The following is a 25785-nucleotide window of genomic DNA, read 5'->3' on the forward strand; positions in this document are numbered from 1 at the left end:
TCCAGCCATATCATTAGGCTGGATTTCAATATCTCATTCATTTAGCTGGCTAAAGGTTTCTGTTTCGCGGAAAGGTTAATACCTAAACGGCGTAGCTGACGCTTAAGCATTAAAATCACCACAACCGATAAGCAAATATTTGACAACGGCATGGCCAACCACACACCGTTAAGGCCGAATATCCACGGAAATAAAGCCAAGAACGGAAATAAGATCAGCATATTGCTGAGCGTAATAAAGGTAGCGTAACGAGCGTGTCCCAATGCCTGAAAGAATGTCGCCGCCAGCACAATAAAGCCATCAAGAAACATCACAAATAGGTGAAGACGCAGACCATGAATCGTCGCCGACCGTAATACGTTGTCGCCAGAAATAAATATGCTGGCAAATAACGATGGCAGAATAAAAATGGCCAGTGCGAGTATGATCCCCCCACCTACCGCGGTCATTAGCCCTAAACTGAGCACTTTACGTACTTTTTCTGGCTGTCTCGCGCCATGATAATAGCTGACGAGTGGTTGCATTCCACCACATACGCCTTCAGCCAAGAGATAATAGAAACCAATCAAATAACTGGCAATACCATAAGCTGCCACTTCAACCGGCCCGCCATATTTCATGAAGAGCAGATTGTGTAACATCACAACGACGCTGAGGTAGAGATACATCAGCATGCTGGAAAAACCGGTGGTCAAAGACGCTAAGCTTAGGCGTAAATTAAAAGCAATATGCGAGCGTTGAGGCCGCAATTTATTATATCGACTGAAGATAAAACCAATACAGATCAGTACAGCCAAACTTTCGCTGGTGATCGTCGCCACTGCTGCGCCTTTTAATCCCCACCCGAGGCGAATAATGAAAATATAGTCCAACAAGACATTCATTAACGCCCCAACTAGCATGGCAAAAGTTGCCAAGCGAGGTGCGCCTAAATTACGCACTAGCAGCGGCATCGCAATACTGCCGAGCACTATCGGTCCCGATATTCCGACAATCGTGAGATAATCGATACCGTAATTTTCAATAATACCCGAGGCATCCTGCATCCGCATAAAGAGCGGAGCCATATAAGCAACACAGCTCCCCACGCCAATACCGAGAGCAATGAGCAACCAAAAAACCTGCATTAAGATGCGGCGAGCTTTATCTATTTTCTCTTCACCCTGCGCGAGCGAACAGCGTGCGCCGCTGCCCATTCCGATCATCATCCCAACCGCAAGTAATACACCAGACAGCGGCCATGCCATATTGATCGCCGATAAACCTTCGGCCCCCATCGCGTGACCGATAAATGCACCATCCACAATCTGGTACAGCCCACTGATTAACAGTGCAGCAATGGCCGGAATACTATAATGCCAGAATGTTCGGGTAATACTTTGGTGCAACATAACGCGTCCTAAATAGCTCTTTTTACACTGTTCAATGAAAACTTAATCGGTATTCAAGCCGTGACAGGCTTTATGCAGTAATAACTCAAATTGTTGCCGCTCTTCAGGCGTCAGTGCGCTCGCCATTTTCTGAGCTGTTTCTGCATAGATATCCATCTCTTCTTTTTCTAACGCAGTCCCTTTCTTCGTCACCTGCAATAACGTCGCTCTTCCGTCGTCTGAGCAAGGCACGCGTTGGATATATCCTCGGCTTTCTAGCTTACTCACCATTGCGCTAGCTGATGCCTTACTCACTTTCATGCACTCAGCTAGCTCGGTTAGCCGCACACCCTGCGGGTGCTCCAACAAAGCATAAAGATAATCAAACTCACTGTTGGTGAGCTCCATACTGCCGCTTTGACGTGAAACCTCACGCCAACAAAACCAGAGGTGCCACTGAAGTTTCTTTAGATCGTTAATCATTTGGGGAATCCGCAGAGAGGGTTGCCACACTAGTTTCTATTTAGTTAGGCTAACATACTAAATGCAAATCGACAATCAGAGTCAACCTTACCGTCCAGTTGTTGAGAACTACTCCCATTAATGTTCTGAGATTTTCTTTATAACAATCACATATTCTGTAATTCAGATAACATATCGGAATATTTAAAATAAACGTTTTATTTTCCTTCAAGTGACTAATAGTTACCCATCCTAATTTTTAATCATAAATAAAAGCTGTTATCTTTAGCGGCTAATTTTTAAAGAATTAAATATAAAAATATCATTTGCAGGCTTATCAGTTTGCGCTTGCAAGCAAATATTTCTTTCTTTGCCGTTATTACATGACACAAAACTCAACTCTGGTGAAAAATAGACTTATGATGAAGAAAATTCTTATTGCAACAACGCTGTCTCTGGCAACTTTTCTTAGTGGCTGTGCTTCAGAGTCTTCTCGTTCTTTAGAAGTGGCCAAAGTAGCTTCTTATGGAACCCAATATAACGGTCCTCGCAGCCCTATTTCTGTCGGAAAATTTGATAACCGTTCTAGCTATATGAACGGGATTTTCTCGGATGGCGTTGATCGCCTAGGTAACCAGTCTAAAACTATTCTTGTCACTCATCTGCAGCAAACAGGTCGTTTTAACGTTTTAGACCGCACCAATATGGCTGAACTGAAAGAAGAAGCCGGTATTAAAGGCCAAACCCAAACGTTAAAAGGTGCGACCTACGTCATTACCGGTGACGTTACCGAATTTGGCCGTAAAGAGACAGGTGACCACCAGCTTTTCGGTATTCTGGGTCGCGGAAAATCTCAGGTAGCTTATGCAAAAGTTAACTTGAACGTGGTCAATGTTCAAACCTCTGAAGTGGTCTTCTCATCTCAAGGTGCTGGTGAATATGAGTTATCTAATCGTGAAATTATTGGCTTTGGCGGCACCGCAAGTTACGACTCAACGCTGAATGGTAAAGTATTGGATCTGGCTATCCGTGAAGCCGTCAACAATCTGGTCACAGGTATCCAAAACGGGGCATGGCAGCCAGCTCAATAATTATAAAATATACGGATAACTATTTTATGAAGTTTGTTAGACATTCGGGGTTACTGCTAGCCGTAGCCCTTTTGGCAGGCTGTGCCACGGCACCAAAGCCACTCTATAACTGGGATAATTATCAGTCCACGATTTATCAATATTACCAGTTAGGAGAAACCGGCCCTGAACAACAGATTGCGACGCTAAAGGCGAGCATCGAAAAATCTCGCTCGAAAGGTTTGCCGGTTCCTCCCGGATTACATGCTCACTTAGGCATGCTTTATAGCAATACCGGACAGATGGATTTGGCGATGGCGGAGTTTGAAGCAGAGAAAGCGCAGTATCCAGAATCAGCAACGTTTATGGACTTTCTGACCCGCAAGAATAAAGGAGCGATGAAATGAAATATCTTCTCGCTCTATGCGGTTTGATTAGCGCGTTGCTCCTGACCGGCTGTGTGTCCCCTGTTAAACATGACTATTCGGCATTTAAGCAAAGCAAACCGAAAAGCATTTTGGTGTTGCTGCCACAAAATCAGTCTCCTGATATAACGGCTAGCCACGGTCTTCTGTCTCAGGTCACTTTCCCTTTGGCTGAGGCTGGATACTACGTCTTCCCTGTTGCCGTGGTGGAGGAAACCTTCAAGCAAAATGGCATGACCAATGCTGGAGATATCAACGCGGCAAGTCCTGCCAAGCTGCGCCAAATCTTTGGTGCGGATGCTGTTTTGTATCTGACGGTGACTCAATATGGCACGTCTTACCAAGTGATTTCCAGTGATACCCGCGTCTCAGCCACGGCGAAACTGGTGGATCTACGCGATGGGAAAACACTGTGGAGCGGCTCTGCTACGGCATCTAGCACCGAGAATGACGATAACTCCGGCGGACTTCTCGGCATGGTTGTCACAGCCATGATCAATCAGGTTAGCAATACGCTGAACGATAAGAGCCACGATATTGCCGGTATCACCAGCGTCCGTTTGCTATCTGCGGGAGCGCCTAATGGCATTCTCTATGGGCCACGTTCGCCTCAATATGGCAAAGACGCACAGTAACGTTTCTACACCATAATCTTATCAAGCCTCGCACTGCGGGGCTTTTTTGTGTCAATATCTCTTTAAGCACAAAGCGTTAGCTCAGTACTTTATGTACACGACAAGGGTTACCGCACGCCACCACATTATCCTCAATCGAACGCGTTATCACGCTCCCTGCCCCCACGGTAACGCCGTCACCAATAGTCACTCCTGGCAAAATAATACAACCGCCGCCAATCCACACATTACTGCCAATAGTCACCGGCTGTGCACTGCCGATATGCGCATTACGCGAGTCTATCGCCAGCGGATGTTGAGCGGTATAAAGTTGAACATCAGGACCAATAAAAACATTGTCGCCAATAGTCACCCTCGCACAATCAAGGATGACAAAGTTGAAGTTGATAAAGACATTGGAGCCAAAATAAGTGTTACAACCGTAATCAACCCGCAGCCCCTTTTCGATGTGAACGTTCTCTCCCACCTGAGCAAAAATGTCAGTAATGAGACGATTTTTCTCCATAACGTTACGGGCACTTAGTGCATTGAAAGCGTCCACGCGGTCACGCGTCACGTAGCGAATTTCACGCAGTTCATCATCGTTAATAAAATACTCTTTCCCCGAAGTCATTAGTTCAAACGCGCGCATATCAGTCTCTCTGTAGAAAACGTCAAACTAGCATGCCGCAGGGTTTATAACAGGGACGCATCTGACGCAAATATGCACTATTTAGCTAACAGATACGGTTAGATGATGGATATCAAAAAGACAAAAAGCCCCTGCTGCTTGCGCGAACAGGGGCTTCATTTACCTGAGATTAACGCTCAGGAAAGACTATTACAAAATCGGCTGTGCCATCTGCACCAGAGAAATCAACGGCTGCGGGAAGATACCCAGCAGAACCACTAAGATCCCAGAAATCAGAACGACAACGCCACCGGCAGTCAGTGCCCAGTTATTTGGCGTATCACGTACCAATGTCTCAGGTGCATGCAGATACATACTGACAGCCACGCGCAGGTAGTAGTACAAACCAATCGCACTCCCCACGACAACGGCACCGGTCAACCACCACAGGTGCGCACTCACACCCACGGAGATGATGTAGAACTTACCGATAAAGCCCAGCGTCATTGGAATGCCTGCCAATGACAACATAGAAACCGTCATGACGGCAGAAAGAATCGGCTTGTGCCAGAACAGACCACGGTATGAGAACAGTGACTCTGCATCAGGGCCGCTGTAAGGGCTAGACATCAGGCTCACTACGCCGAAGGAGGCCAAACTGGCGAACAGATAACCTGCCAGATAAACACCTACCGCTTCCGCGGAGATCTGTTGGCTTTGCACCGCTATCAGCGCGACCAGCAGATAACCCAAATGTGACACCGAAGAGTAACCCAGCAGACGCTTGATGTTGCTCTGAGTGATCGCCATCAGGTTACCAAACAGGATTGAGCAGAACGCAATAATACCCAGAACCAAACGAACGGTTTCGCTGTTGGTGACAGGAGCATACATAAACAGACGCATCAGAACCGCAAAGATCGCAATCTTGCTGGCCGTAGCGAGGAAGGTTGAAACCGGCGCAGGCGCCCCCTGATAGACGTCAGGCGTCCACAACTGGAACGGAACCAGAGACAGTTTGAAACCGAAGCCAACCAGCATTAAGCCCAAGCCCGCCAGCAGTAGCGGCTCATGTAGCATGCTATCGCTCATGCTCTTACCTAAACCAACAAACGACAGGTCACCAGACTCAGCGTAGAGCAGCGCCATACCAAACAGCAGGAAGGACGAAGCCGCTGCTGACAGAATGGTGTACTTGATAGCTGCTTCCAGCGAGCGTTTCTGGCGGTAGGCATAACCGATCAGGCCAAACAGTGGCAGAGAGATAAGCTCAATACCAATGAAAAGCGCAGCCAAATGGTTTGCACAGGCCAGCACAATGCCACCCAGCGTCGCGATCAGAACCAGCAGGTAGAACTCATCGCGGTTATCGGGATAGCCTTGCAGCCACGGATAAGCAAAAGTGCTAGTCGCAAGGCTCGACAGCAACACCAGCCCAATATAAAGCATGGAGAAGCTATCAATGCGGAATAGCGGAGTTACGCTTAACGAGCCGTCCGTTGCAGAAAGAAGCTGCCCCACAAAATAGAGCGAAAGCAGCGCTAGGTTCAAACCGATCACTGTCACCGTTGCGTTGACGAAGTGGTTGCGTCGCCACGCAATGCACAGCATCACAACCACCACCGTCAATCCGACGATCAACAGCGGTAACAGTGCGATCAGATGTTGAGGAGTTATTGTCATGGCGAATTACGGCCTTGTTGTTGTAGATAATGACTGCAAAGTTGAAGCAGAGCTAAACCAGTGCTGCACGTTCGTCATTGCTGCGCTGGACGTATCCAGAATAGGCTGAGGATAAAGACCCAGCGCAACCAGCAGAACCACCAGCAGCAGAATAATTGACAGCTCACGCGCACTCATGCCCGGCAATGGTTTGTCAGATTTTGGAGCTCCGTAGTAGGCGCGCTGCATCATGATTAACGAATAAACAGAGGCAAACACCAGACCGAAGGTTGAGATAATCGTGATAACCGGCACCACTTGGAAGCTGCCGAACAAGATCATGAACTCACCGACAAAGTTACCAGTACCTGGCATACCCAACGTCGCTACGGCGAAGAACAACGACAGCGCTGGCAGATATTTAATCCGCCCCCACAGGCCGCCCATCAGACGCATATCACGCGTGTGCAGACGTTCATACAGCTGACCACAGATGATGAACATACCGGCAGCGGACAAGCCGTGTGCAATCATCTGAATCACTGCCCCCTGATAAGCCAGTTGGTTACCAGAATAAATCGCGATCAGCACAAAGCCCATATGAGAAACAGAGGTATATGCGATCAGACGCTTAATATCGGTCTGCGCAAATGCCATCCATGCGCCGTAGAAGATACCAATCACACCCAGCCACATGGCGATCGGTGCAAACTCATGAGAAGCTTCAGGGAACAGAGGCAAACTGAAACGTAGCAGACCATAGGCTGCGGTTTTCAGCAAGATACCCGCTAGGTCAACAGAACCTGCGGTTGGTGCCTGACTATGTGCATCGGGTAACCAGCCGTGTAATGGAACTACCGGCATTTTCACTGCAAAAGCAATGAAGAAGCCCAACATCAGCAGATACTGAACGTTATGGCTCATCGGCGTATTCAGCAGTTCTTCATAGTTGAATGTCCACACGCCGGTTGCGTTGTAGTGAACGAACACCAGACCCAAAATCGCGATTAGCATGATCAGACCGCTGGACTGGGTATAGATGAAGAACTTGGTTGCCGCACTGATACGAGTTTTGCCGTCTGATGCTTTATGACCCCAAAGAGCGATCAAGAAGTACATCGGCACCAGCATCATTTCCCAGAAGAAGAAGAACAGGAACAGGTCGATGGCCAAGAACACACCGATAACGCCGCCCAGAATCCACAACAGATTCAGGTGGAAAAAGCCCTGATACTTCTGGATCTCGTTCCAAGAACAGAGAATCGCTAGCACACCCAGCAAGCCGGTCAACACGACCATCAGCAGTGATAAGCCGTCTAATGCAAGATGGAATTCAATACCGAAACGAGGGATCCACGGTATGGAGAACTCCGACTGCCACTGCGGAATACCCGCTGCCTGAGTCAGAGAATAGCCGCCCTGCAACCAGAGTTGCAGAGACAACACTAACGTCAGACCCATTGCTATCAGTGCAATCCAGCGTGGAGCTTTGGTGCCGAAGCGCTCGCTCTGCCAGCTTAAGAAGCCACCGATAAACGGGATAAGAATTAGCCAAGGTAATAACATGGCGCTTTGTGTCCCTTAAAATTGAATAATGTAAAACTTGTTATTAGTAGGGGCCAACTGCCCCTACTCTTCAGGTTTTAAACTCTATTCATTTGACCAATAACAACAGAGCCAATACGACCACTGCGCCCACACCCATAGATGCCATATACCAGCGCAACTGACCGTTCTCGCTCACCGCCAGACCACGATTCCCCCAACGCGCAAAGACAGCGAACAGGTTCATCAGGCTGTTTAGCGGATCACGCTGTAACAGGTAAGCAACGGCTTTAAACGGCTTAACAAAGATCATGTTGTATAGCCAATCGAAGCCCCACGCATGGAACCACCACGTTGAGAAGAAGCGACCTGGCGCACTTTGCGCCACGCTGTTCACAAACTGGCGTTTACCCAGGTACAAGACAGCAGCCAACAAGATGCCAACGATCGCGACAACGCCGGAGATAATTTCTAAGGTCATCTTACCTGCTTCACCGCTATGGCTTTCTGGCAGCACGCCCGCCAACGGTGGTGTAATCAACGCACCGATGAACGTAGACAGAACCAGCAGCACGATCAGCGGTAGGCTGTGCGCAATGCCTTTACCGGCATGGGCTTTGGTGTGTGCTTCGCCATGGAACACAATGAAAATCATACGGAAGGTATACAGCGACGTCAGGAACGCCCCAACCAGACCCGCAGTCATCAGGTTGATGTGACCAGAAGCCAATGCGCCCCACAGGATCTCATCTTTACTGTAGAAACCTGCGGTGACGATTGGCAACGCTGACAGCGCAGCGCCACCCACCAAGAAGCAGATGTAAACCAGCGGCAGCGATTTACGCAACCCACCCATTTTGAAGATGTTCTGCTCGTGATGGCAGGCCAAAATGACCGAGCCAGAAGAGAGGAACAGCAGCGCTTTGAAGAACGCATGCGTCATCAAATGGAAAATTGCCGCGTCCCATGCCTGAACGCCAAGCGCCAAGAACATGTAGCCAATCTGACTCATCGTTGAATAAGCCAGCACACGTTTGATGTCGGTTTGCACCAGCGCAGCAAAGCCAGCCAGCACCAGCGTAACAGCACCAACAATGCCCACCAGATGCAGTATTTCTGGCGCCATCAGGAACAAGCCATGAGTACGTGCAATCAGGTAAACACCCGCGGTAACCATGGTCGCGGCGTGGATCAGTGCAGATACCGGAGTTGGACCCGCCATCGCATCTGCCAACCACGTTTGCAGCGGCAGCTGTGCAGATTTACCCACAGCACCACCCAGCAGCATCAGCGTTGCCCAAGTAATGGCGGCGGAGCCGACTTCCAATTTCTGCGGTGCCAGAATCATCAGTTCACGGATGTTCAGGGTGCCCAGTTCGTTATAAAGAATGAACAGGCCAATGGCTAAGAACACGTCACCCACACGAGTCACAATGAACGCCTTCATCGCCGCAGCGCCGTTAGCTGGATTGGTGTAGTAGAAACCGATCAACAGATAACTGCACAGCCCTACCCCTTCCCAGCCGAGATACATCAGCAGCAGGTTATCCGCCAGTACCAGAACTACCATGCTAGCGATAAACAGGTTGGTGTACGCGAAGAAGCGGGAATACCCCTCTTCACCACGCATATACCAAGAGGCAAACATATGAATGAAGAAGCCCACGCCGGTGACCACGGAGAGCATGGTTAACGACAGGCCATCAAGCGTAAGAGTGATTGGAATACCAAAATCACCCACGGCCATCCAGTTCCACAGGTGCTGGTTAAACACCTGCACGCCATCCGCTCTTTGGCTTAAGAAATCAAAGCCAACATAAGCCGTTACTAGAGCAGCCAGACCGATAGAGCCAACGCCGATGATAGCCGACGTACTTTCTGACCAGCGACCACGGGAAAATGCCAGCAGCAAGAACCCGATTAACGGCAGCAATATTGTTAAGTAGAGTAGGTTCATCCGCGCATCTCACTGACAGTATCGATATTCAGGGTGTTGCGACGGCGATGCAATTGCAGCAACAGCGCCAAGCCGATGCTCGCTTCCGCAGCCGCTAAGCTGATAGCCAGAATATACATCACCTGACCGTCTGCCTGTCCCCAATAGCTCCCCGCCACCACGAATGCCAAAGCAGCCGCGTTGATCATGATTTCCAAGCTAATCAGCATAAACAGCAAATTGCGTCGGATTAATAGGCCGGTCAGCCCGAGAACAAACAGGATGGCCGCCAGAATTAAACCGTGTTGTAACGGGATCATGCTCGCTCCTCCGCCTTGTTTTTAACCGCCATTGCCTTGGCTTTATTGGCTTCTGTCTCTGGTGTTTTGCTAAAGACTTCGCCCTGCTTATGCTCACGCCCGATGTGGAACGCCACCACCAGACCGGCTAGCAGCAGCATAGACACCAGTTCAACAGCCAGAACATAAGGACCAAACAGCGCGATACCGACCGCTTTCGCGTCAATCATGTCGCCGCTGATACCCTGATCGTTCACGCTCATAATGGCGTAGACCAGCACCGCTAGCAGGATGAGAGACAGCAAGCTTGGCCCAATCCACAGCGAAGGTTTCAGCCATGCGCGCTCTTGCTCAACCACAGAATTTCCCAGGTTGAGCATCATCACAACGAACACGAACAGAACCATAATCGCACCGGCGTAAACGATGATCTCCAACGCCCCGGCGAAATAAGCGCCCAGCGAGAAGAACACCGCAGCGACAGCCAGCAGCGATACGATGAGATACAGCAAGGCGTGAACCGGATTGGTGTGCGAGATCACTCGGATCGTTGCCACCACGGCCACCAGCGCTGCAATGTAGAATGCAAATTCCATGCTTGGCTCCTTAAGGTAGCAGACCTTTGACGTCGATCGGCTTCGCTTCGTTTTCGGCTTCGCCTTTGGCTTTGCCGTCGATAGCCATACCGGCCATACGATAGAAGTTATATTCTGGGTATTTGCCCGGCCCCGAGATCAACAGATCTTCTTTTTCATACACCAAATCCTGACGCTTAAACTCACCCAGTTCGAAATCCGGCGTTAGCTGAATCGCCGTCGTTGGGCAAGCCTCTTCACATAAACCGCAGAAGATGCAACGAGAGAAGTTGATGCGGAAGAACTCTGGATACCAGCGACCGTCTTTAGTTTCTGCTTTCTGCAAAGAAATACAGCCAACCGGACAGGCTACCGCACACAGGTTACAGGCAACGCAACGCTCTTCACCGTCTGGATCGCGCGTTAACACGATACGACCACGGTAACGAGGTGGCAGATAAACCGGTTCTTCCGGATACATTTGGGTTTCGCGCTTAGCAAACGCATGCAAGCCAATCATCCACAGGCTGCGCACTTGGGTGCCGAAACCAACCACTAACTCTTTCAATGTCATGGTTCATTCACCCCTTATTGAGCGTTATACAAAATCACGGCGGCGGTCGCCAACAGGTTCAACAACGTCAGCGGCAGGCAAATTTTCCAGCCAAATGACATCACCTGGTCATAGCGAGGACGCGGCAATGACGCACGCACCAGAATAAACATCACCATGAAGAAGGCCGTCTTGATAGCAAACCAGATAACCGGCGGCAGGAATGGCCCCTGCCAACCACCGAAGAACAGCGTAACAATCAGCGCTGACACGGTGACGATCCCGATATATTCCCCCACAAAGAACAGACCGAATTTCATACCGGAGTATTCAATGTGGTAACCATCAGCCAGTTCCTGCTCGGCTTCTGGTTGGTCAAAAGGATGACGGTGACACACCGCAACACCCGCGATGATGAAGGTCAGGAACCCAAAGAACTGCGGGATGACATTCCACAAATGAGACTGTGATTCAACAATCGTCTGCATGTTGAAGGAGTCAGCCTGTGCAACAACGCCCATCACCGAAAGACCAAGGAACACTTCGTAGCTCAGGGTTTGTGCCGATGCACGCATCGCCCCAAGCAAAGAGTATTTGTTGTTACTTGACCAACCGGCGAACAGCACGGCATAAACCGCAAGACCCGCCATCATCAGGAAGAACAGGATACCGATATTCAGATCCGCTCCCATCCACGTTGGGCTGACAGGCACAATCGCAAATGCCAGCAACAGAGATGAAAACGCAATCATCGGTGCCAAGGTAAAGATTAAACGGTCAGAGAAGCGCGGAACCCAGTCTTCTTTGAAGAACATTTTGACCATATCCGCAACCAGTTGGAGCGAACCGCCCCAGCCAACACGGTTTGGTCCATAACGATTCTGGAACAGGCCGAGCAGACGACGTTCGCCGAAGCTCATGAATGCCCCGCAGGTAACCACCACCAGCAAAATCACAATGGCTTTTAACACTGTGAGAAGGATGTCGATCACCTCTGGCGTTAGCCAACTCATAATGCTGCCTCCCGCACTTTCGTTTCCTGAATAGCGTCAACTTTGGTTCCGTTCAGTACCGGAGAGATCCCTGGTAAACCAAGAGGCAGACCGATTTGACCCGATTGTAGGTTTTCGCTTAAGCGTGCTGGTAACGTCAGTTTCTGGTCTGCAAAAGTCAGTTCCAGAAGCGTACCGTTGTTAACGCCCAGCTGCGCGGCATCCGCTGGATTCACCATCACGTAAGCCTCTGGCATACGAGTCTGAATGACCGGAGAACGCTGAGTCATTTCGTCACTACCAAACAGATGATAATAAGGCGCAACAACCCAACCCGCATTGTGATAGGCGGCAGGTACCGCGTCGAAGTACGCCAGTGAACCCTCACCAGCAGCAATCAGACGCACACCCGGATCGCCGTGGCGCAAATGACCACCCACTTCGGCTTGGAATTTGTTCCATGCCTGAGGGGAGTTCCAGCCTGGAGCCCATGCGAATGGGATCTGCTGGCGATCTTCTAACGGACCACTGTAGCCTTCCATCGAGAACGCAAACGCGGTGTCTTTGTCCTGTGGCTGGCGAGGTTCATGCACGCTGATGTTGGCACGCATAGCGGTACGACCGCTGTAGCGATGCGGTTCACGCGCCAGTTTCTGACCTTTAATTCGGAATGTTGCATCCGGTGCCGCATCCACAATACCTTGCAGCTGTGGGTAAGCTTTCACACACGACGCGATCACATGATCCAGCAACGTCCAGTCGATCTGACGGCTTTCAACGGTGGTATGCAGCGAATGCAACCAGCGCCAGCTTTCCAGCATAATGGACGGCGTGTTTTTCTTCGGATCGTCGTAGTAGGCAGGATCATAAACTTGGAAGAAGCGCTGAGCGCGGCCTTCCTGATTGACCAGCGTACCGTCGCTCTCAGCAAAACTTGCTGCAGACAACACCAGATCGGCTTTGTCCATAATGGCAGTGCGCTGATGATCGACGACGATCACGCTTTGTGCTTTGGCCAACGCAGCATCGACACGTGCAGCTGGCGCATGGCGGTAGAGATCGTTCTCCAATACCACGACGGCATCCGCACTCCCCTGCTCCAGCTCAGCCAATGCATCATCGATAGATGGTGCATTCATCATCGCCAAGCCCATGCTGTTCGCTTCGGAGGCAATAAAGGTAATACCAACGTCCAGATCGCGTGTTTTCAATGCCTTGGCAATGTTCGCAGCGGCTTCAATCAACGGAGTATAACCGGCGTTGCTGCCTGTTACGATCAGTGGCTTCTTCGCTCCGGCCAGAGCCTGAACAATCACGTCAACCTGCTTGCGCACGTCGTCCGATAGTCCATCAACCGCAGGAGCCGAGTTATCCAGCGCATGTGCAACCGCAAATCCTAGACGAGCCTGATCGGCAACCGGTGCGCGATAGTTCAGAGCAGCAACGTCATCCAACCGAGTGTCATCAATGCTGGTCATGAACAGTGGATACTTCGCGCGCTGACCAATGTTTTGAATCGCAGCAATCTGCCAATCTGCTACGCGCTGGGCCGCAGCCATCGCGCGCGCTTTGCCTTTCACCGCCTGACGTAGTGCCAGCGCGATACGTGCCGCTGTCTGGGTTACGTCTTCCCCCAGAATCAGCACCGCATCATAGCTTTCCATTTCACGCAGAGCTGGCGTGTAAACGCCGCCTTCGCGCAGAATTTTCTGCATCAGATTCAAACGGCTTAATTCACCCGCCTCAATACCGCTGTAGAAGTTTTCCGCACCAACGAGTTCGCGCAGCGCATAGTTGCTTTCGAGACTTGCGCGTGGAGAGCCGATACCGATGGTTTTCTTCGCCTGGCGCAGCAAATCTGCAGCCCCCTGCATCGCCTGTTCGGCATTCAGGTGGATCCAGTCATTGCCACGGCGCTGTTGCGGCTGGCGAGGACGATCTTTCAGGTTGACGTAGCCATAGCCGAAACGCCCACGGTCGCAGAGGAAATAATGGTTTACGGTACCGTTATAGCGGTTTTCAATACGGCGAATTTCACCGTAGCGTTCACCTGGGCTGGTGTTACATCCCACGCTGCACTGCTGGCAGACGCTAGGAGCAAACTGCATGTCCCATTTACGGTTGTAACGCTCAGAGTGTGTTTTGTCAGTAAATACGCCCGTTGGACACACTTCTACCAAGTTACCGGAAAACTCACTTTCCAGCGTTCCGCTTTCTGGGCGGCCAAAGTAGACGTTGTCGTGCGCACCATAAACGCCAAAATCGGTGCCGTCAGCGTAATCTTTGTAGTAACGCACGCAGCGGTAACAGGCGATACAGCGGTTCATTTCGTGAGAAATAAACGGCCCTAACTCCTGATTATTGTGGGTACGCTTCGTGAAGCGGTAACGGCGGAAACTGTGGCCCGTCATTACCGTCATATCTTGCAGGTGGCAGTTGCCGCCTTCTTCACATACCGGGCAATCGTGTGGATGATTGGTCATCAACCACTCAACGACGCTCTCACGGAACGTTTTTGCTTCAGCATCATCGATAGAAATAAAAGTTCCATCCTGCGCTGGTGTCATACATGACATTACCAGACGACCGCGAGTGTCTTCCGCGTTCTGGTATTGCTTAACCGCGCACTGGCGGCAAGCACCGACGCTTCCCAGCGCCGGGTGCCAGCAAAAGTAAGGAATATCAAGTCCCAGAGAAAGACATGCCTGTAACAGGTTATCCGCTCCGTTAACTTCATACTCTTTGCCGTCTACATGAATTGTAGCCATTAGCATGCTTCCAAAATAAGAAAAACCTTTAAATTACCAGCGCGATTTCAGCAAGTTCGGCTGAATACCCTTAATGGCATTCAAGTTGCCGTAGTCTTTGGCGGCAATGCCTGCTTCGAACTCTTCACGGAAATATTTAATCGCGCTCTGTAATGGTTCAACAGCCCCCGGCGCATGTGCGCAGAACGTTTTGCCTGGGCCTAAATGGCGGCACAGCTGTTCTAACGTTTCGATATCTCCCGGCTGGCCTTCGCCACGCTCAAGTGCACGCAGGATTTTTACACTCCACGGCAAACCATCACGGCATGGTGTACACCAGCCACAGGACTCGCGAGCGAAGAATTCTTCTAAGTTGCGCACAAGCGGCACCATGCCGATCTCATTATCAACGGCCATTGCCAGCGCGGTACCCAAACGGCTACCTGCTTTGCCGATGCTGGCGAAGTCCATCGGCAGATCGAGATGATCGCCGGTCAGGAAGTCAGTTCCTGCCCCACCTGGCTGCCACGCTTTGAGCGTTAAACCATCGCGCATACCACCGGCGTAATCCTCAAGAATTTCACGCGCCGTGGTGCCGAATGGCAGTTCCCATAGACCTGGATTTTTCACCCGCCCCGAGAAGCCCATCAGCTTGGTGCCCGCATCTTCACTCTTACCGGCAGAGAGACCTTTATACCAGTCGACGCCGTGCTCAATAATCGCGGGTACGTTGCACAAAGTTTCAACGTTGTTAACACAGGTAGGCTTGCCCCATACGCCAGAACTGGCTGGGAATGGTGGCTTGGAGCGAGGATTGGCACGACGCCCTTCCAGTGAGTTAATCAGCGCAGTTTCTTCACCGCAGATATAGCGCCCTGCGCCGGTATGCACAAACAGCTCAAAATCAAAGCCCGAGCCTAAAATGTTTTTACCCAGCAGGCCTGCCGCTTTAGCTTCTTCGATCGCTTTACGCAGGTTAACCGCAGCTTCTACGTATTCGCCACGCAGGAAAATATAGCCACGGTAGGATTTCAACGCGAACGCCGCAATCAGCATACCTTCCACCAATAGGTGTGGCATCTGCTCCATCAGCAAACGGTCTTTGTAGGTGCCCGGCTCCATTTCATCGGCGTTACACAGCAGGTAACGAATGTTCATGGATTCGTCTTTCGGCATCAGACTCCACTTCAAGCCTGTTGAGAAGCCTGCACCACCGCGCCCTTTCAGGCCAGCGTCTTTAACCAGATTGACGACTTCATCCTGAGCCATGCCTTTGAGCGCTTTTTCAGCGCCCTGATAGCCACTTTTACTGCGATACTCATCCAGCCAAACCGGCTGTTTGTCATCGCGTAAACGCCACGTTAGCGGATGGCTTTCCGCTGAACGGGTTGGGAATAAAGCTGAAGGAATCGTCATTTATACTGCTCCAACAATTCGACGACGTTTTCCGGCGTCAGGTGAGCATGAGTATCTTCATCGATCATCATATTCGGCCCCTTGTCGCAGTTACCCAGACAGCACGTTGGCAGCAGCGTAAAGCGACCATCAAACGTGGTTTGACCCGGCTTGATATTCAGTTTACGTTCCAGCGCAGCCTGAATGCCTTGGTAGCCGTTGATATGGCAAACCACACTGTCGCAATAGCGAATAATGTGGCGGCCAACCGGCTGACGGAAGATCTGGCTATAAAACGTGGCCACCCCTTCGACGTCTGCGGCAGGAATATCCAACACCTCGGCAATGGCATAAATGGCACCATCAGGGACCCAGCCGTGCTCTTTTTGCACAATTTTCAGTGCTTCAATCGACGCGGCGCGCGGATCTTCATAGTGATGTTTTTCATGCTCGATGGCCTCACGGGCGCTATCGCTGAGCACGAAAACCTCTTCTTTAGCTAAAGATTGATCTGACATGATTAGCGGTCCACATCTGACATAACAAAATCAATACTGCCGAGGTATACGATCAGGTCGGATACCAGGCTGCCACGAATTACCGCTGGGATCTGTTGCAGGTGCGCATAGCTTGGCGTGCGAATGCGTGTACGGTAGCTCATCGTGCTGCCGTCACTGGTCAGGTAATAACTGTTGATCCCTTTAGTCGCTTCAACCATTTGGAACGATTCGTTGGCAGGCATGACCGGCCCCCACGACACTTGCAGGAAGTGCGTGATTAGGGTTTCGATGTGCTGCAACGTGCGCTCTTTAGGCGGCGGCGTGGTCAGTGGATGGTCAGCTTTAAACGGACCTTCCGGCATATTTTTGTAACATTGCTCCAGAATTCTTAGGCTTTGACGAAGCTCTTCGACTTTCAGCATTACACGGTCGTAGCAGTCACCGTTGTGACCCACCGGAACTTCGAAATCAAAGTTTTCGTAACCGGAGTAGGGACGCCATTTACGCACGTCAAACTCGATACCCGTGGCACGCAGACCCGCCCCCGTTACGCCCCAGTCCAAGGCTTCTTTTGCATTGTAGGCAGCAACGCCAACCGAACGGCCTTTCAGAATAGTGTTTTTCAGCGCGGCTTTAACATAGGAGTCCAAACGCTTTGGCATCCAGTCAAGGAAGTCACGTAGCAAACGTTCCCAACCGCGAGGCAAATCGTGTGCCACGCCGCCGATACGGAACCAGGCTGGATGCATACGGAAACCGGTAATCGCTTCAACCACGTCATAAACTTTCTGGCGATCGGTAAAGGCGAAGAATACGGGGGTCATCGCACCTACGTCCTGAATAAACGTAGAGATATACAGCAGATGGCTATTAATGCGGAACAGCTCAGAAAGCATGACGCGAATAACCTTCACACGCTCTGGCACTTCAATACCTGCCAGTTTTTCAACGGCCAGTACGTAAGGCATTTCATTCACGCAGCCGCCGAGGTATTCGATGCGGTCGGTATACGGAATATAGCTGTGCCATGATTGGCGCTCACCCATCTTCTCTGCACCACGGTGGTGATAACCCACGTCTGGCACACAGTCGACGATCTCTTCACCGTCCAACTGCAACACGATGCGGAATGCACCATGGGAAGAGGGGTGGTTAGGGCCGAGGTTGAGGAACATGAAATCTTCATTTTCAGTACTGCGCTTCATTCCCCAGTCTTCAGGTTTGAAGGTCAGTGATTCCATTTCCAGATCTTGTTTTTGCTTGGTCAGCTCAAACGGATCGAACTCAGTCGCACGCGCCGGATAATCTTTACGCAGCGGGTGCCCTTCCCATGACTGAGGCATCATAATGCGCGTCAGATGTGGGTGGCCATCGAAGGTCATACCGAACATTTCCCACGTTTCACGCTCATACCAGTTAGCGTTAGGGAAAATCTTGGTCACGGTCGGCAGATGCATGTCTTTTTCAGACAATGCAACCTTGAGCATGATGTCGCGATTTCGTTCAATAGAGATGATGTGATAGAAGACTGAAAAATCGGCTTCCGGCAACCCTTGACGATGGGTACGCAGACGCTCATCCATACCATGCAGGTCAAACAGCATAACGTATGGTTTTGGCAGTTTTTTCAGGAAGGACATCACTTCCAGTAATTGCTCACGCTTCACCCAAACAACAGGCATTCCAGTGCGTGTGGGCTGAACGGTAAAGGCATCGGGCCCAAAACGGTTGCGCAATTCACCGATAACCGGATCATCAAGATGATCGCGGGTTTGCCACTCTTTACCTTCAGAAAGAGGCAAATTCAGATCTTGCGTCGTCGAATCTGTCATAATTTTTATCACCACGCTTTTACTTTACTTGCCGGAAACCAGCAAACTAACGGGCTAAATCATTCGCCGCTGACAATGCTAACCCTTAATGGGCTGCATCATGCGTGCGTTAAATTTCGTCTGGTGAGCGCAGATTAGTCACTGCAATACGCTCAGCTCGCTTGCGCTCTTTTTCTGATGGCATGTTGGCTCTATAAACACCTTGATCGCCCACAACCCAAGATAATGGGCGGCGTTCTTTACCAATCGATTCCTGCAACAGCATCAGCGCCTGCATATAGGCTTCTGGACGCGGCGGACAGCCCGGGATATACACATCAACCGGAATAAACTTGTCTACGCCTTGCACGACAGAATAAATGTCATACATGCCGCCAGAGTTGGCACAAGACCCCATAGAAATCACCCATTTGGGTTCCAGCATCTGGTCATATAGACGCTGAATAACCGGAGCCATTTTGGTGAAACAGGTTCCCGCAACCACCATAAAGTCAGCCTGACGTGGAGAGGCACGAAGCACTTCCGCCCCAAAACGCGCAACGTCATGCACCGCAGTGAATGACGTCACCATCTCCACATAACAACAAGAAAGGCCGAAGTTATACGGCCAAAGAGAGTTTTTACGCCCCCAGTTCACCATATCGTGCAGAGCGTTTTCGAGTTTGCCCATATACACACTGCGGTGAACATGCTGTTCCAGAGGATCGGTCACGATCTCCTGTTTTTGAAGGGGGTAACGGTCGTTCTCACCGTCCGGATCGATGCGGGTGAGCGTATAATCCATCTTTATGCCTCAATTCTTTCTCTATAAATGGTGACTAATAGGCCAGACTTACTGCGGGCGGCTATCTGTATTCGTGACGGTACTTTCGTGCTCTACACGGCGCTTGGAACGTGCGGGAGTCCAATCAAGCGCGCCGATACGCACGAGATAGAACAAGCCTGCTAACAGCACCAAAATGAAAATTGCCGCTTCGATAAAGCCAACCCATCCACTCTCCCGGATGGAGACAGACCAAGCATATAGATACAAGGCTTCCACATCGAAGATGACGAAGAACATGGCGACCAGATAAAACTTAGCAGACAGACGCAGACGCGCTGAGCCTACTGAGTCGATACCGGATTCATAAGGCGTATTTTTCGCGCGCGCGCGTGCTCTCCCACCGAGTGCATATGCTCCAAGAAGCATAACCCCACATAGCCCGAGTGCGACGATGATAAATACGGCGAATGCCCAGTGATGAGCGATTACTTCAGTGGTTGTTGACATACTCTTATGCTTACTCATCAAACGTGATGCGGTTCACTGCGTAAAAAATGCAGGAGCACCACAACGACTAAGGGAAGGAAAATGACCACAAGAAAACTGCTGTTTCCTATGATTAAACAGAGTTTTACTGTGGGCTTTTTACTCCTTTCTATAACCTTTTGTCAACTTTGACAAAAGTAACAACACATTAATTTACAACACTACATTTTACTTAACATTTGATGCGTCTGCACGACGTATTAGCATCCTTAATGACGTTTTAGAGTTGCATCAGTAACGTGTCGATTATGTAAACGAAAGTGAATGTTTGGTAAGCACTATACCATTTTCTAAAGAATTACCCGTTCACCATCGTGGGTATCTCGGGTGTTTTTATGATGGAGATCACACTTACAATGATAAGCACGCAAATGAATATTCATTCAGGACAGCAGAATCTTGAGATTGTTTAACATTTGCTGTATGTATTTCATACAGCCACATTATTTATGAGAATGATTTTCATTTAAGTTTTTGATGGTAAAGCGGAATCGGTTCAGGTGGGAAGCTTACGGTAGTCAAACAACGAAATGTTAAAAATTTATTTCATACTATAAAATAATCACATACCGGCATGTTTATGCACTCAATGCCGGTATGTGGAATCAATTTTTCCTGTTGAAAATGTGCATTAATGAACGATCTCAAGCCACGTCAGCAGGATCGGTTGGGCCAGTAGAATAAGCACTCCCCTGCTCAACAGCCAGATCGATATTTGGAGCATTTTCAATATAAGGTTCAGAACCTGCTTTTAATGAACTAAACAATATCGTCGCTAATTCATTAGTGCAGTTTGGGGCTAAACAAAGAGAATATTCAGTTTCAGGTAGCTTAGGTAGACGCTCAGAAACACCAAGAACGCGCAGCTCTGGGCTCATCATTTCAATTGGCCGAGCTGTAACCCCCAACCCCGCTTTCACCGCGGCTCGTACTGCTGACAGCGTAGATGCTACATACGCAATACGCCATGGAATTCCGGCTTCATTCAGATGCTTGATCGCCAGTGCGCGGAATGGACTCGGCTCATCCAGTACCACTAATGGCACAGGCTCACCGGCTTGGTAATCGTAATCGGTTGCGCAAAACCACACAGTTGGAGAACGTCTTAGCGTTTCATAAGAGAACTCATCAAAGCCCATAGTAGTAATGGCGAGATCAATTTCTCGATCTTTCAGCAACTGTCTCATGTCAGGACTGCGCTTTACTCTGACATCGATTTCCAGCTTCGGATAAAGGCTGGTAAATCGGCTCAGCAGAAAAGGCAAAATAGTATCCGCGGTATCGTCAGTAGCGCCAATAATGAGTGAGCCATGAAGATGATTGTAGATCAGTGAACTACAGGCTTCATCGTTAAAGCGCAAGATTTTACGTGCATACCCCAACAACTGCACGCCGTGCTCCGTGAGTTGTTTGTTACGTCCATGGCGAGCAAATAACTCCTTGCCAACCAACTGTTCCAAACGTTGCATCTGCTGGCTGACGGCCGATTGTGTTCTCTGCACCACAATAGCCGCTGCCGCAAAAGTTTTCACATCGGCGACAGCTACGAACGTTCGTAGCAAATCTAAATCAAGGTTAATGGTAGGACGATGTGTATTTATCATATCTATTTCTCATTATAAGACTGCGATTATAAAACCCTGGTATTTAAGACTTGTGATACTTAGATAATCAGACTCCTCCTATCACTGATACATCCACTACTTAATACTTAATCCATTTGATATACATGTTTAATTATGGCTTAAAAACAAATTTTAAGCATAAAACACGCAAAAATATTTACACTATTGAATCCTGCTTATTAGTTAAGATATGCAATTAACCACATCGCTTATAATTAACTGTAATATAATAACTTTTTAAATAATTCTATCTTTTTATACGTACTTTTATAGCAGCAACACAATAAATAAATTAATAATTCTTATGTTAGCTTAATAACCGAGACCGGTTTCATTAAGCTTAGCTGTTGTTTCCTTGGAAAAGTTTTTTCTTTTTTAGCGCAAAAAAAACCACGCTTATTGAAAACGTAATTAATAAACCTGTTACTAACAACTGCGCTCCCCCCGTAAGCATTCCCCCCACATACGAGTAAACAAGCGTTGCGGGCAGTTGCCCTATTCCTGTCGCAATTAGGAATCCCCTTACTTTAATAGAGGTTAATCCTGCTGCATAGCTAATAATGTCAAATGATACAAAGGGTAATAGCCGGCAAATCAGGATGGTATGTTTTCCGTAGCGAGCAAAAAAAAGATCGCTACGCGTTAAGGCTTCGGAGGAAACAAACTTTTCAAGCGTTTCTCTACCTACCCAACGAGCCAAAATGAAACATATCCAAGCTGCTACCATAGCACTGAACCAGGATAAGAGAGCCCCTTGCCACCAGCCAAATAGCGCCGCGTTGGCGAATGTAATTAAAAACGCGGGCAAGGGAGCAGCAAGAGCCTGAAAGATCATGAGCAAAAATGAGACAACCATTGCCCAAGGCCCAAAACTGCGTAAATACTCCATCATCGCACTAACATCCAACGAGGAGAACAGCGCCCACCAATGCCATAACAGCTGACGGGGGGAATCGAACCACAGCATGCCAGCGACCATCAGGCACAGAAGAAATAAAATACAAGCCTGACGATGCTTAAACATAACTCGTTGGTTTCCTCAGTAATTACTACCTAACATAGGATAACGATTTATCACCAACTTGTGTGCGCTAACTTAAAACATTGTGCGCTTGCACAAAGAACACTGAAAAATGTTGCGACAAAATACATCCCTTTCTGTTTTTCCTTGTTAGGATCCCTGATGAAAGTCACTTCTCAGCTAGTCACCTCAGCGCTATTACTTGGGTGGTTACAAATGGCTCATGCCGCTGACGCCACGCCTCTAAAACACATTAAGCTTGATGATCTTCAGTCTGGCAATGGTGCAATTGTCGATACCCGCCCTAGTGCATTTTACAACGGATGGCCCCAGGGGCTTAACGGCCCATCAGGTCATGAACCTCGAGCGTTCAATCTTTCTGTAAACTGGTTAAGCCTCATGAGCGATGAGCAGCTACAACAGTGGGCTAGCCAGCATCAGATCACGCCAGACCGTAAAATTGCACTTTATGGTACGACTGAACAGACCTCAGAGGTTAGTAAACGATTAATGAAGCTGGGCTACATCAATATTGCCACGCTCAGTGACGCGTTGTCCCAACCCGACCGTTTACAACGTATGGCTCACTATGAGCAACTCGTTTACCCACAGTGGATCCACGATTTACAGCAAGGAAAAAATGTCGTAGCGAAGCCCGCGGGTGAATGGAAAGTCATTGAAGCCGCTTGGGGAGCACCTAAGAAATATTTGCTCAGCCATATTCCCGGTGCAGGCTATATCGATACTAATGACATAGAAAGCGAGCCGCTTTGGAACAAGGTTTCCGACGACAAGCTGAAAGCATTGTTGGCTAAGCAAGGCATTAAACACGATACCACCGTCATCCTCTACGGTCGCGACGTGTATGCAGCCGCTCGCGTTGCTCAGATCATGTTATACGCAGGTGTTAAAGATGTTCGACTGCTAGATGGGGGCTGGCAAACTTGGTCTGATGCGGGACTCCCCGTTGAGCGCGGACTCCCGTCAAATGTGAAACCCGCGCCTGATTTCGGAGCAGAAATTCCGGGACAGCCGCAGCTGATGCTCAATGAAGAACAGGCTCGTGGGTTATTACATCGTAAAGATGCCTCGCTGGTAAGTATCCGTTCATGGCCAGAGTTTATCGGTGAAACCAGCGGTTACAGCTATATAAAACCAAAAGGTGAGATCGCGGGTGCTCGCTGGGGCCATGCAGGCAGTGACTCCACGCATATGGAAGATTTCCATAATCCAGACGGAACCATGCGCTCAGCGGATGATATCGCGGCCATGTGGAAAGAGTGGCATATCACCCCTGATCAACAGGTTTCCTTCTATTGTGGTACTGGTTGGCGAGCCTCTGAGACCTTCATGTATGCCCGCGCTATGGGTTGGCCATCTGTCAGCGTATACGATGGTGGCTGGTATGAATGGAGCGCTAATCCAAAGAACCCAGTTGTTGCAGGAGAACGCGGGCCGGAGAGTAGCTGGGAGTGATGCTCACGCTTATTTTCTGAGCACGTGATGTTGGGATGATAAAGTCATCGGGCAGATTCTGCACTCAAGAGCGGTTATCTGGGATGTCATTTCTGCTGCAGTTTGATATTGGCGATGCAAGTTCAGTGTAATATTCCGCCCGCCTGTTCATACCGAGCTTCATTGATACACTGATGAAGGCGTACGTGCAGAGACCACCAGCGCGTGGTCTCTGCACTCGCGCGCTTTTATCCGAGATGCCATCTTCGCTGCGGTTTGGTATCGCCCATCCAGGGCGCCCCAAACGCCAGCATGACATCCCTGTCGGACGAAAACCTTCAACACAATGGAGTCCCCTTACTCCCCGCGATCCTGCGCCACCCTTCTCAACGTGTGATATCCCCCCCAGACGCGCGTCAGCGTGGTAAACCAGCATAGAGCACCAAAAAGCCACGCAAGTAGAGGGAAATAGGCGGGGAATAAGCAGAAGAGCACGAACACCAATATCGTTTCTGCCCCCTCGGTTAATCCTCCCAGGTAATAAAATGACTTATGTGGGTAGTCTAAATTCTCTAATTTGTATTTATCAGCTACCGCAGCAAAGGCTAAGAAACTGCTCCCTGTGCCGATAAAAGCAAACAGCAACCATGCTCCAGCCACCGCATTCAATGTAGGAGAGGCTAAGACAAAACCAAATGGCACCAGCGCATAAAATAAGAAGTCCAAAGCAATATCTAAAAATCCGCCCGCATCCGAAAGATCGCGCCTGCGTGCTAACGCACCATCGAGTCCGTCAAACAATCGGTTGATAACAATCATCAGCAAGGCTGCGAAGTACCACTGCATGGCAAGAAACGGCAAAGCCAATGCACCGATAAGAAACCCCACAAGACTAATACGGTCAGGAGTGACTTCTGGACGATCAATCGTAGCCGCTATTCGGTTTAACAGTGGTTTTACTCTGGGATGTAAATAGCGATCAAACACGCGGTTTACCTCGACTCTGCACATCACGTTCCGGTACACAGAGACCCTGTGATGGGATATCTAAAGCAGAATTAAATCTCGCAGACAAATTTTGAAATGCCACCAGCGCGGTAAGTTCTGTAATGGCCTTTTCGCTAAAATAGCGCTTAAGCTCAGATTTTAATGCCTCGTCAATGCTCGGTGGCGTCGCAGTCATCCCGTCGGCATAAGCCAGCGCAGCTCGCTCCTGATCATCAAAGCAATCTGCCTCATGCCAATGATAAACTGACATCACTTTATCCAACGAACCACTACGCTGAGCAAGACGTAGACTATTTGCATCGATACAAAAATCACATTCGCATTGCTGGGACACTCGGGTCATCACCAACGCACGCAGCGTGGGTGAAATTGCCGATTTTTTTCTCTCCAGAAAACCAACAAAAAAAGCGATTAGCCAAAATAAAAAAGGGAGGCGCCCCCACCAACGCGTAGGATTAAGAATCTGCCCGTAATGTTTCTCTTGTGCTCTCACGATCGGAACCAACACTGACGGAATTTTCTTCAGCGGTGAGACCCAAGGCTGTTGCCCACTATTTTTCACCCATCATCTCCTATTTTGTGACGTTAAATTGACGACGCCAGTGATTTTATTTGGAGTTTTTAACTTCATAAAAAACAAACCAAAGATTTATACACTAATAAATGACTAAGTATTACGCGCGATCGGTTATCGGCGGCGAATAAGCTAACGTTTTTCACCAAAAACTATCTGTGCCCTTCAAAACCCCTGCTCTG

The 25785-nt window shown here is 49.4% G+C and carries 24 protein-coding genes; 4 read left to right on the plus strand and 20 right to left on the minus strand.

The window, feature by feature from the left end:
- Positions 1-41: 41 nt before the first annotated feature.
- Together K9N75_RS14350 and K9N75_RS14355 are read right to left on the minus strand one after the other, a co-directional pair.
- The gene (locus K9N75_RS14350; RefSeq protein ID WP_061059801.1) at positions 42-1391 is read right to left on the minus strand and encodes an MATE family efflux transporter; all 1350 of its coding nucleotides are present in this window, start codon (positions 1389-1391) and stop codon (positions 42-44) included.
- A gap of 42 nt (positions 1392-1433) precedes the next feature.
- Positions 1434-1853, minus strand: a complete 420-nt coding sequence (locus K9N75_RS14355) for a MarR family winged helix-turn-helix transcriptional regulator (protein ID WP_004092586.1) — start codon at positions 1851-1853, stop codon at positions 1434-1436.
- Positions 1854-2251: 398 nt separating this feature from the next.
- Between K9N75_RS14355 and K9N75_RS14360 the strand changes: the two genes are divergently transcribed.
- From K9N75_RS14360 to K9N75_RS14370, 3 genes are read left to right on the plus strand one after another with little or no spacing between them, the layout of a single operon-like run.
- On the plus strand, positions 2252-2923 hold the full coding sequence (locus K9N75_RS14360) for a CsgG/HfaB family protein (RefSeq protein ID WP_008814009.1): 672 nt from the start codon (positions 2252-2254) through the stop codon (positions 2921-2923).
- A 26-nt stretch (positions 2924-2949) separates the two neighbouring features.
- Positions 2950-3309, plus strand: coding sequence for a DUF4810 domain-containing protein (locus K9N75_RS14365; RefSeq protein WP_039185450.1), 360 nt, complete (start codon positions 2950-2952; stop codon positions 3307-3309).
- On the plus strand, positions 3306-3962 hold the full coding sequence (locus K9N75_RS14370; RefSeq protein ID WP_224451771.1) for a DUF799 domain-containing protein: 657 nt from the start codon (positions 3306-3308) through the stop codon (positions 3960-3962). Before K9N75_RS14365 ends, K9N75_RS14370 begins: the two co-directional genes overlap by 4 nt.
- Positions 3963-4038: 76 nt before the next feature.
- Here the strand turns inward: K9N75_RS14370 and K9N75_RS14375 are convergent, their stop codons facing one another.
- The 16 genes from K9N75_RS14375 to K9N75_RS14450 form a co-directional block, all read right to left on the minus strand.
- The gene (locus tag K9N75_RS14375) at positions 4039-4593 is read right to left on the minus strand and encodes a sugar O-acetyltransferase (RefSeq protein WP_224451772.1); all 555 of its coding nucleotides are present in this window, start codon (positions 4591-4593) and stop codon (positions 4039-4041) included.
- Positions 4594-4782: 189 nt separating this feature from the next.
- A complete protein-coding gene (nuoN, locus tag K9N75_RS14380) occupies positions 4783-6255 on the minus strand; it encodes an NADH-quinone oxidoreductase subunit NuoN (RefSeq protein ID WP_008814013.1) in 1473 nt (490 codons plus the stop codon).
- A 6-nt stretch (positions 6256-6261) separates the two neighbouring features.
- Positions 6262-7800, minus strand: a complete 1539-nt coding sequence (gene nuoM, locus K9N75_RS14385) for an NADH-quinone oxidoreductase subunit M (protein ID WP_004092599.1) — start codon at positions 7798-7800, stop codon at positions 6262-6264.
- An 88-nt stretch (positions 7801-7888) separates the two neighbouring features.
- Positions 7889-9736, minus strand: coding sequence for an NADH-quinone oxidoreductase subunit L (gene nuoL, locus K9N75_RS14390; protein ID WP_224451773.1), 1848 nt, complete (start codon positions 9734-9736; stop codon positions 7889-7891).
- Positions 9733-10035, minus strand: a complete 303-nt coding sequence (nuoK, locus tag K9N75_RS14395; RefSeq protein ID WP_004092601.1) for an NADH-quinone oxidoreductase subunit NuoK — start codon at positions 10033-10035, stop codon at positions 9733-9735. The genes nuoL and nuoK overlap by 4 nt, the downstream gene beginning before the upstream one ends.
- Positions 10032-10610: an NADH-quinone oxidoreductase subunit J gene (gene nuoJ, locus K9N75_RS14400; protein ID WP_004092602.1), complete on the minus strand. Its 579-nt coding sequence runs from the start codon at positions 10608-10610 to the stop codon at positions 10032-10034. The genes nuoK and nuoJ overlap by 4 nt, the downstream gene beginning before the upstream one ends.
- Before the next feature lie 10 nt (positions 10611-10620).
- Positions 10621-11163, minus strand: a complete 543-nt coding sequence (gene nuoI / locus K9N75_RS14405; protein WP_004092603.1) for an NADH-quinone oxidoreductase subunit NuoI — start codon at positions 11161-11163, stop codon at positions 10621-10623.
- 14 nt (positions 11164-11177) lie between these two features.
- Positions 11178-12155: an NADH-quinone oxidoreductase subunit NuoH gene (nuoH, locus tag K9N75_RS14410; RefSeq protein WP_004092604.1), complete on the minus strand. Its 978-nt coding sequence runs from the start codon at positions 12153-12155 to the stop codon at positions 11178-11180.
- Positions 12152-14902, minus strand: coding sequence for an NADH-quinone oxidoreductase subunit NuoG (gene nuoG, locus K9N75_RS14415; RefSeq protein ID WP_008814015.1), 2751 nt, complete (start codon positions 14900-14902; stop codon positions 12152-12154). The genes nuoH and nuoG overlap by 4 nt, the downstream gene beginning before the upstream one ends.
- Positions 14903-14935: 33 nt before the next feature.
- Positions 14936-16297, minus strand: coding sequence for an NADH-quinone oxidoreductase subunit NuoF (nuoF, locus tag K9N75_RS14420; protein ID WP_004092607.1), 1362 nt, complete (start codon positions 16295-16297; stop codon positions 14936-14938).
- Positions 16294-16794: an NADH-quinone oxidoreductase subunit NuoE gene (nuoE, locus tag K9N75_RS14425; protein WP_004092610.1), complete on the minus strand. Its 501-nt coding sequence runs from the start codon at positions 16792-16794 to the stop codon at positions 16294-16296. The genes nuoF and nuoE overlap by 4 nt, the downstream gene beginning before the upstream one ends.
- A 2-nt stretch (positions 16795-16796) precedes the next feature.
- The gene (gene nuoC, locus K9N75_RS14430) at positions 16797-18620 is read right to left on the minus strand and encodes an NADH-quinone oxidoreductase subunit C/D (protein WP_371272857.1); all 1824 of its coding nucleotides are present in this window, start codon (positions 18618-18620) and stop codon (positions 16797-16799) included.
- 97 nt (positions 18621-18717) lie between these two features.
- On the minus strand, positions 18718-19392 hold the full coding sequence (locus K9N75_RS14435; protein ID WP_004092613.1) for a NuoB/complex I 20 kDa subunit family protein: 675 nt from the start codon (positions 19390-19392) through the stop codon (positions 18718-18720).
- 48 nt (positions 19393-19440) lie between these two features.
- Positions 19441-19881, minus strand: coding sequence for an NADH-quinone oxidoreductase subunit A (locus K9N75_RS14440; protein WP_008814016.1), 441 nt, complete (start codon positions 19879-19881; stop codon positions 19441-19443).
- 683 nt (positions 19882-20564) lie between these two features.
- Positions 20565-21524: a LysR family transcriptional regulator gene (locus tag K9N75_RS14445; RefSeq protein WP_008814017.1), complete on the minus strand. Its 960-nt coding sequence runs from the start codon at positions 21522-21524 to the stop codon at positions 20565-20567.
- A gap of 361 nt (positions 21525-21885) precedes the next feature.
- Complete coding sequence (locus tag K9N75_RS14450; RefSeq protein ID WP_008814018.1) at positions 21886-22569, minus strand: TVP38/TMEM64 family protein; 684 nt, start codon at positions 22567-22569, stop codon at positions 21886-21888.
- Positions 22570-22728: 159 nt separating this feature from the next.
- On the opposite strand from K9N75_RS14450, the gene K9N75_RS14455 reads away from it, so the two are divergent.
- On the plus strand, positions 22729-24042 hold the full coding sequence (locus K9N75_RS14455; protein WP_008814019.1) for a rhodanese-like domain-containing protein: 1314 nt from the start codon (positions 22729-22731) through the stop codon (positions 24040-24042).
- Between the two features lie 336 nt (positions 24043-24378).
- On the opposite strand, the gene K9N75_RS14460 is transcribed toward K9N75_RS14455, so the two are convergent.
- Entirely contained in the window at positions 24379-25008 is a 630-nt protein-coding gene (locus K9N75_RS14460; RefSeq protein WP_061059796.1) for a CDP-alcohol phosphatidyltransferase family protein, read from the minus strand.
- Positions 25001-25591, minus strand: coding sequence for a carboxymuconolactone decarboxylase family protein (locus tag K9N75_RS14465; RefSeq protein WP_114445307.1), 591 nt, complete (start codon positions 25589-25591; stop codon positions 25001-25003). The genes K9N75_RS14460 and K9N75_RS14465 overlap by 8 nt, the downstream gene beginning before the upstream one ends.
- Between the last annotated feature and the right edge of the window lie 194 nt (positions 25592-25785).

It is taken from the genome of Hafnia paralvei (assembly GCF_020150375.1).
Lineage (GTDB): Bacteria > Pseudomonadota > Gammaproteobacteria > Enterobacterales > Enterobacteriaceae > Hafnia > Hafnia paralvei.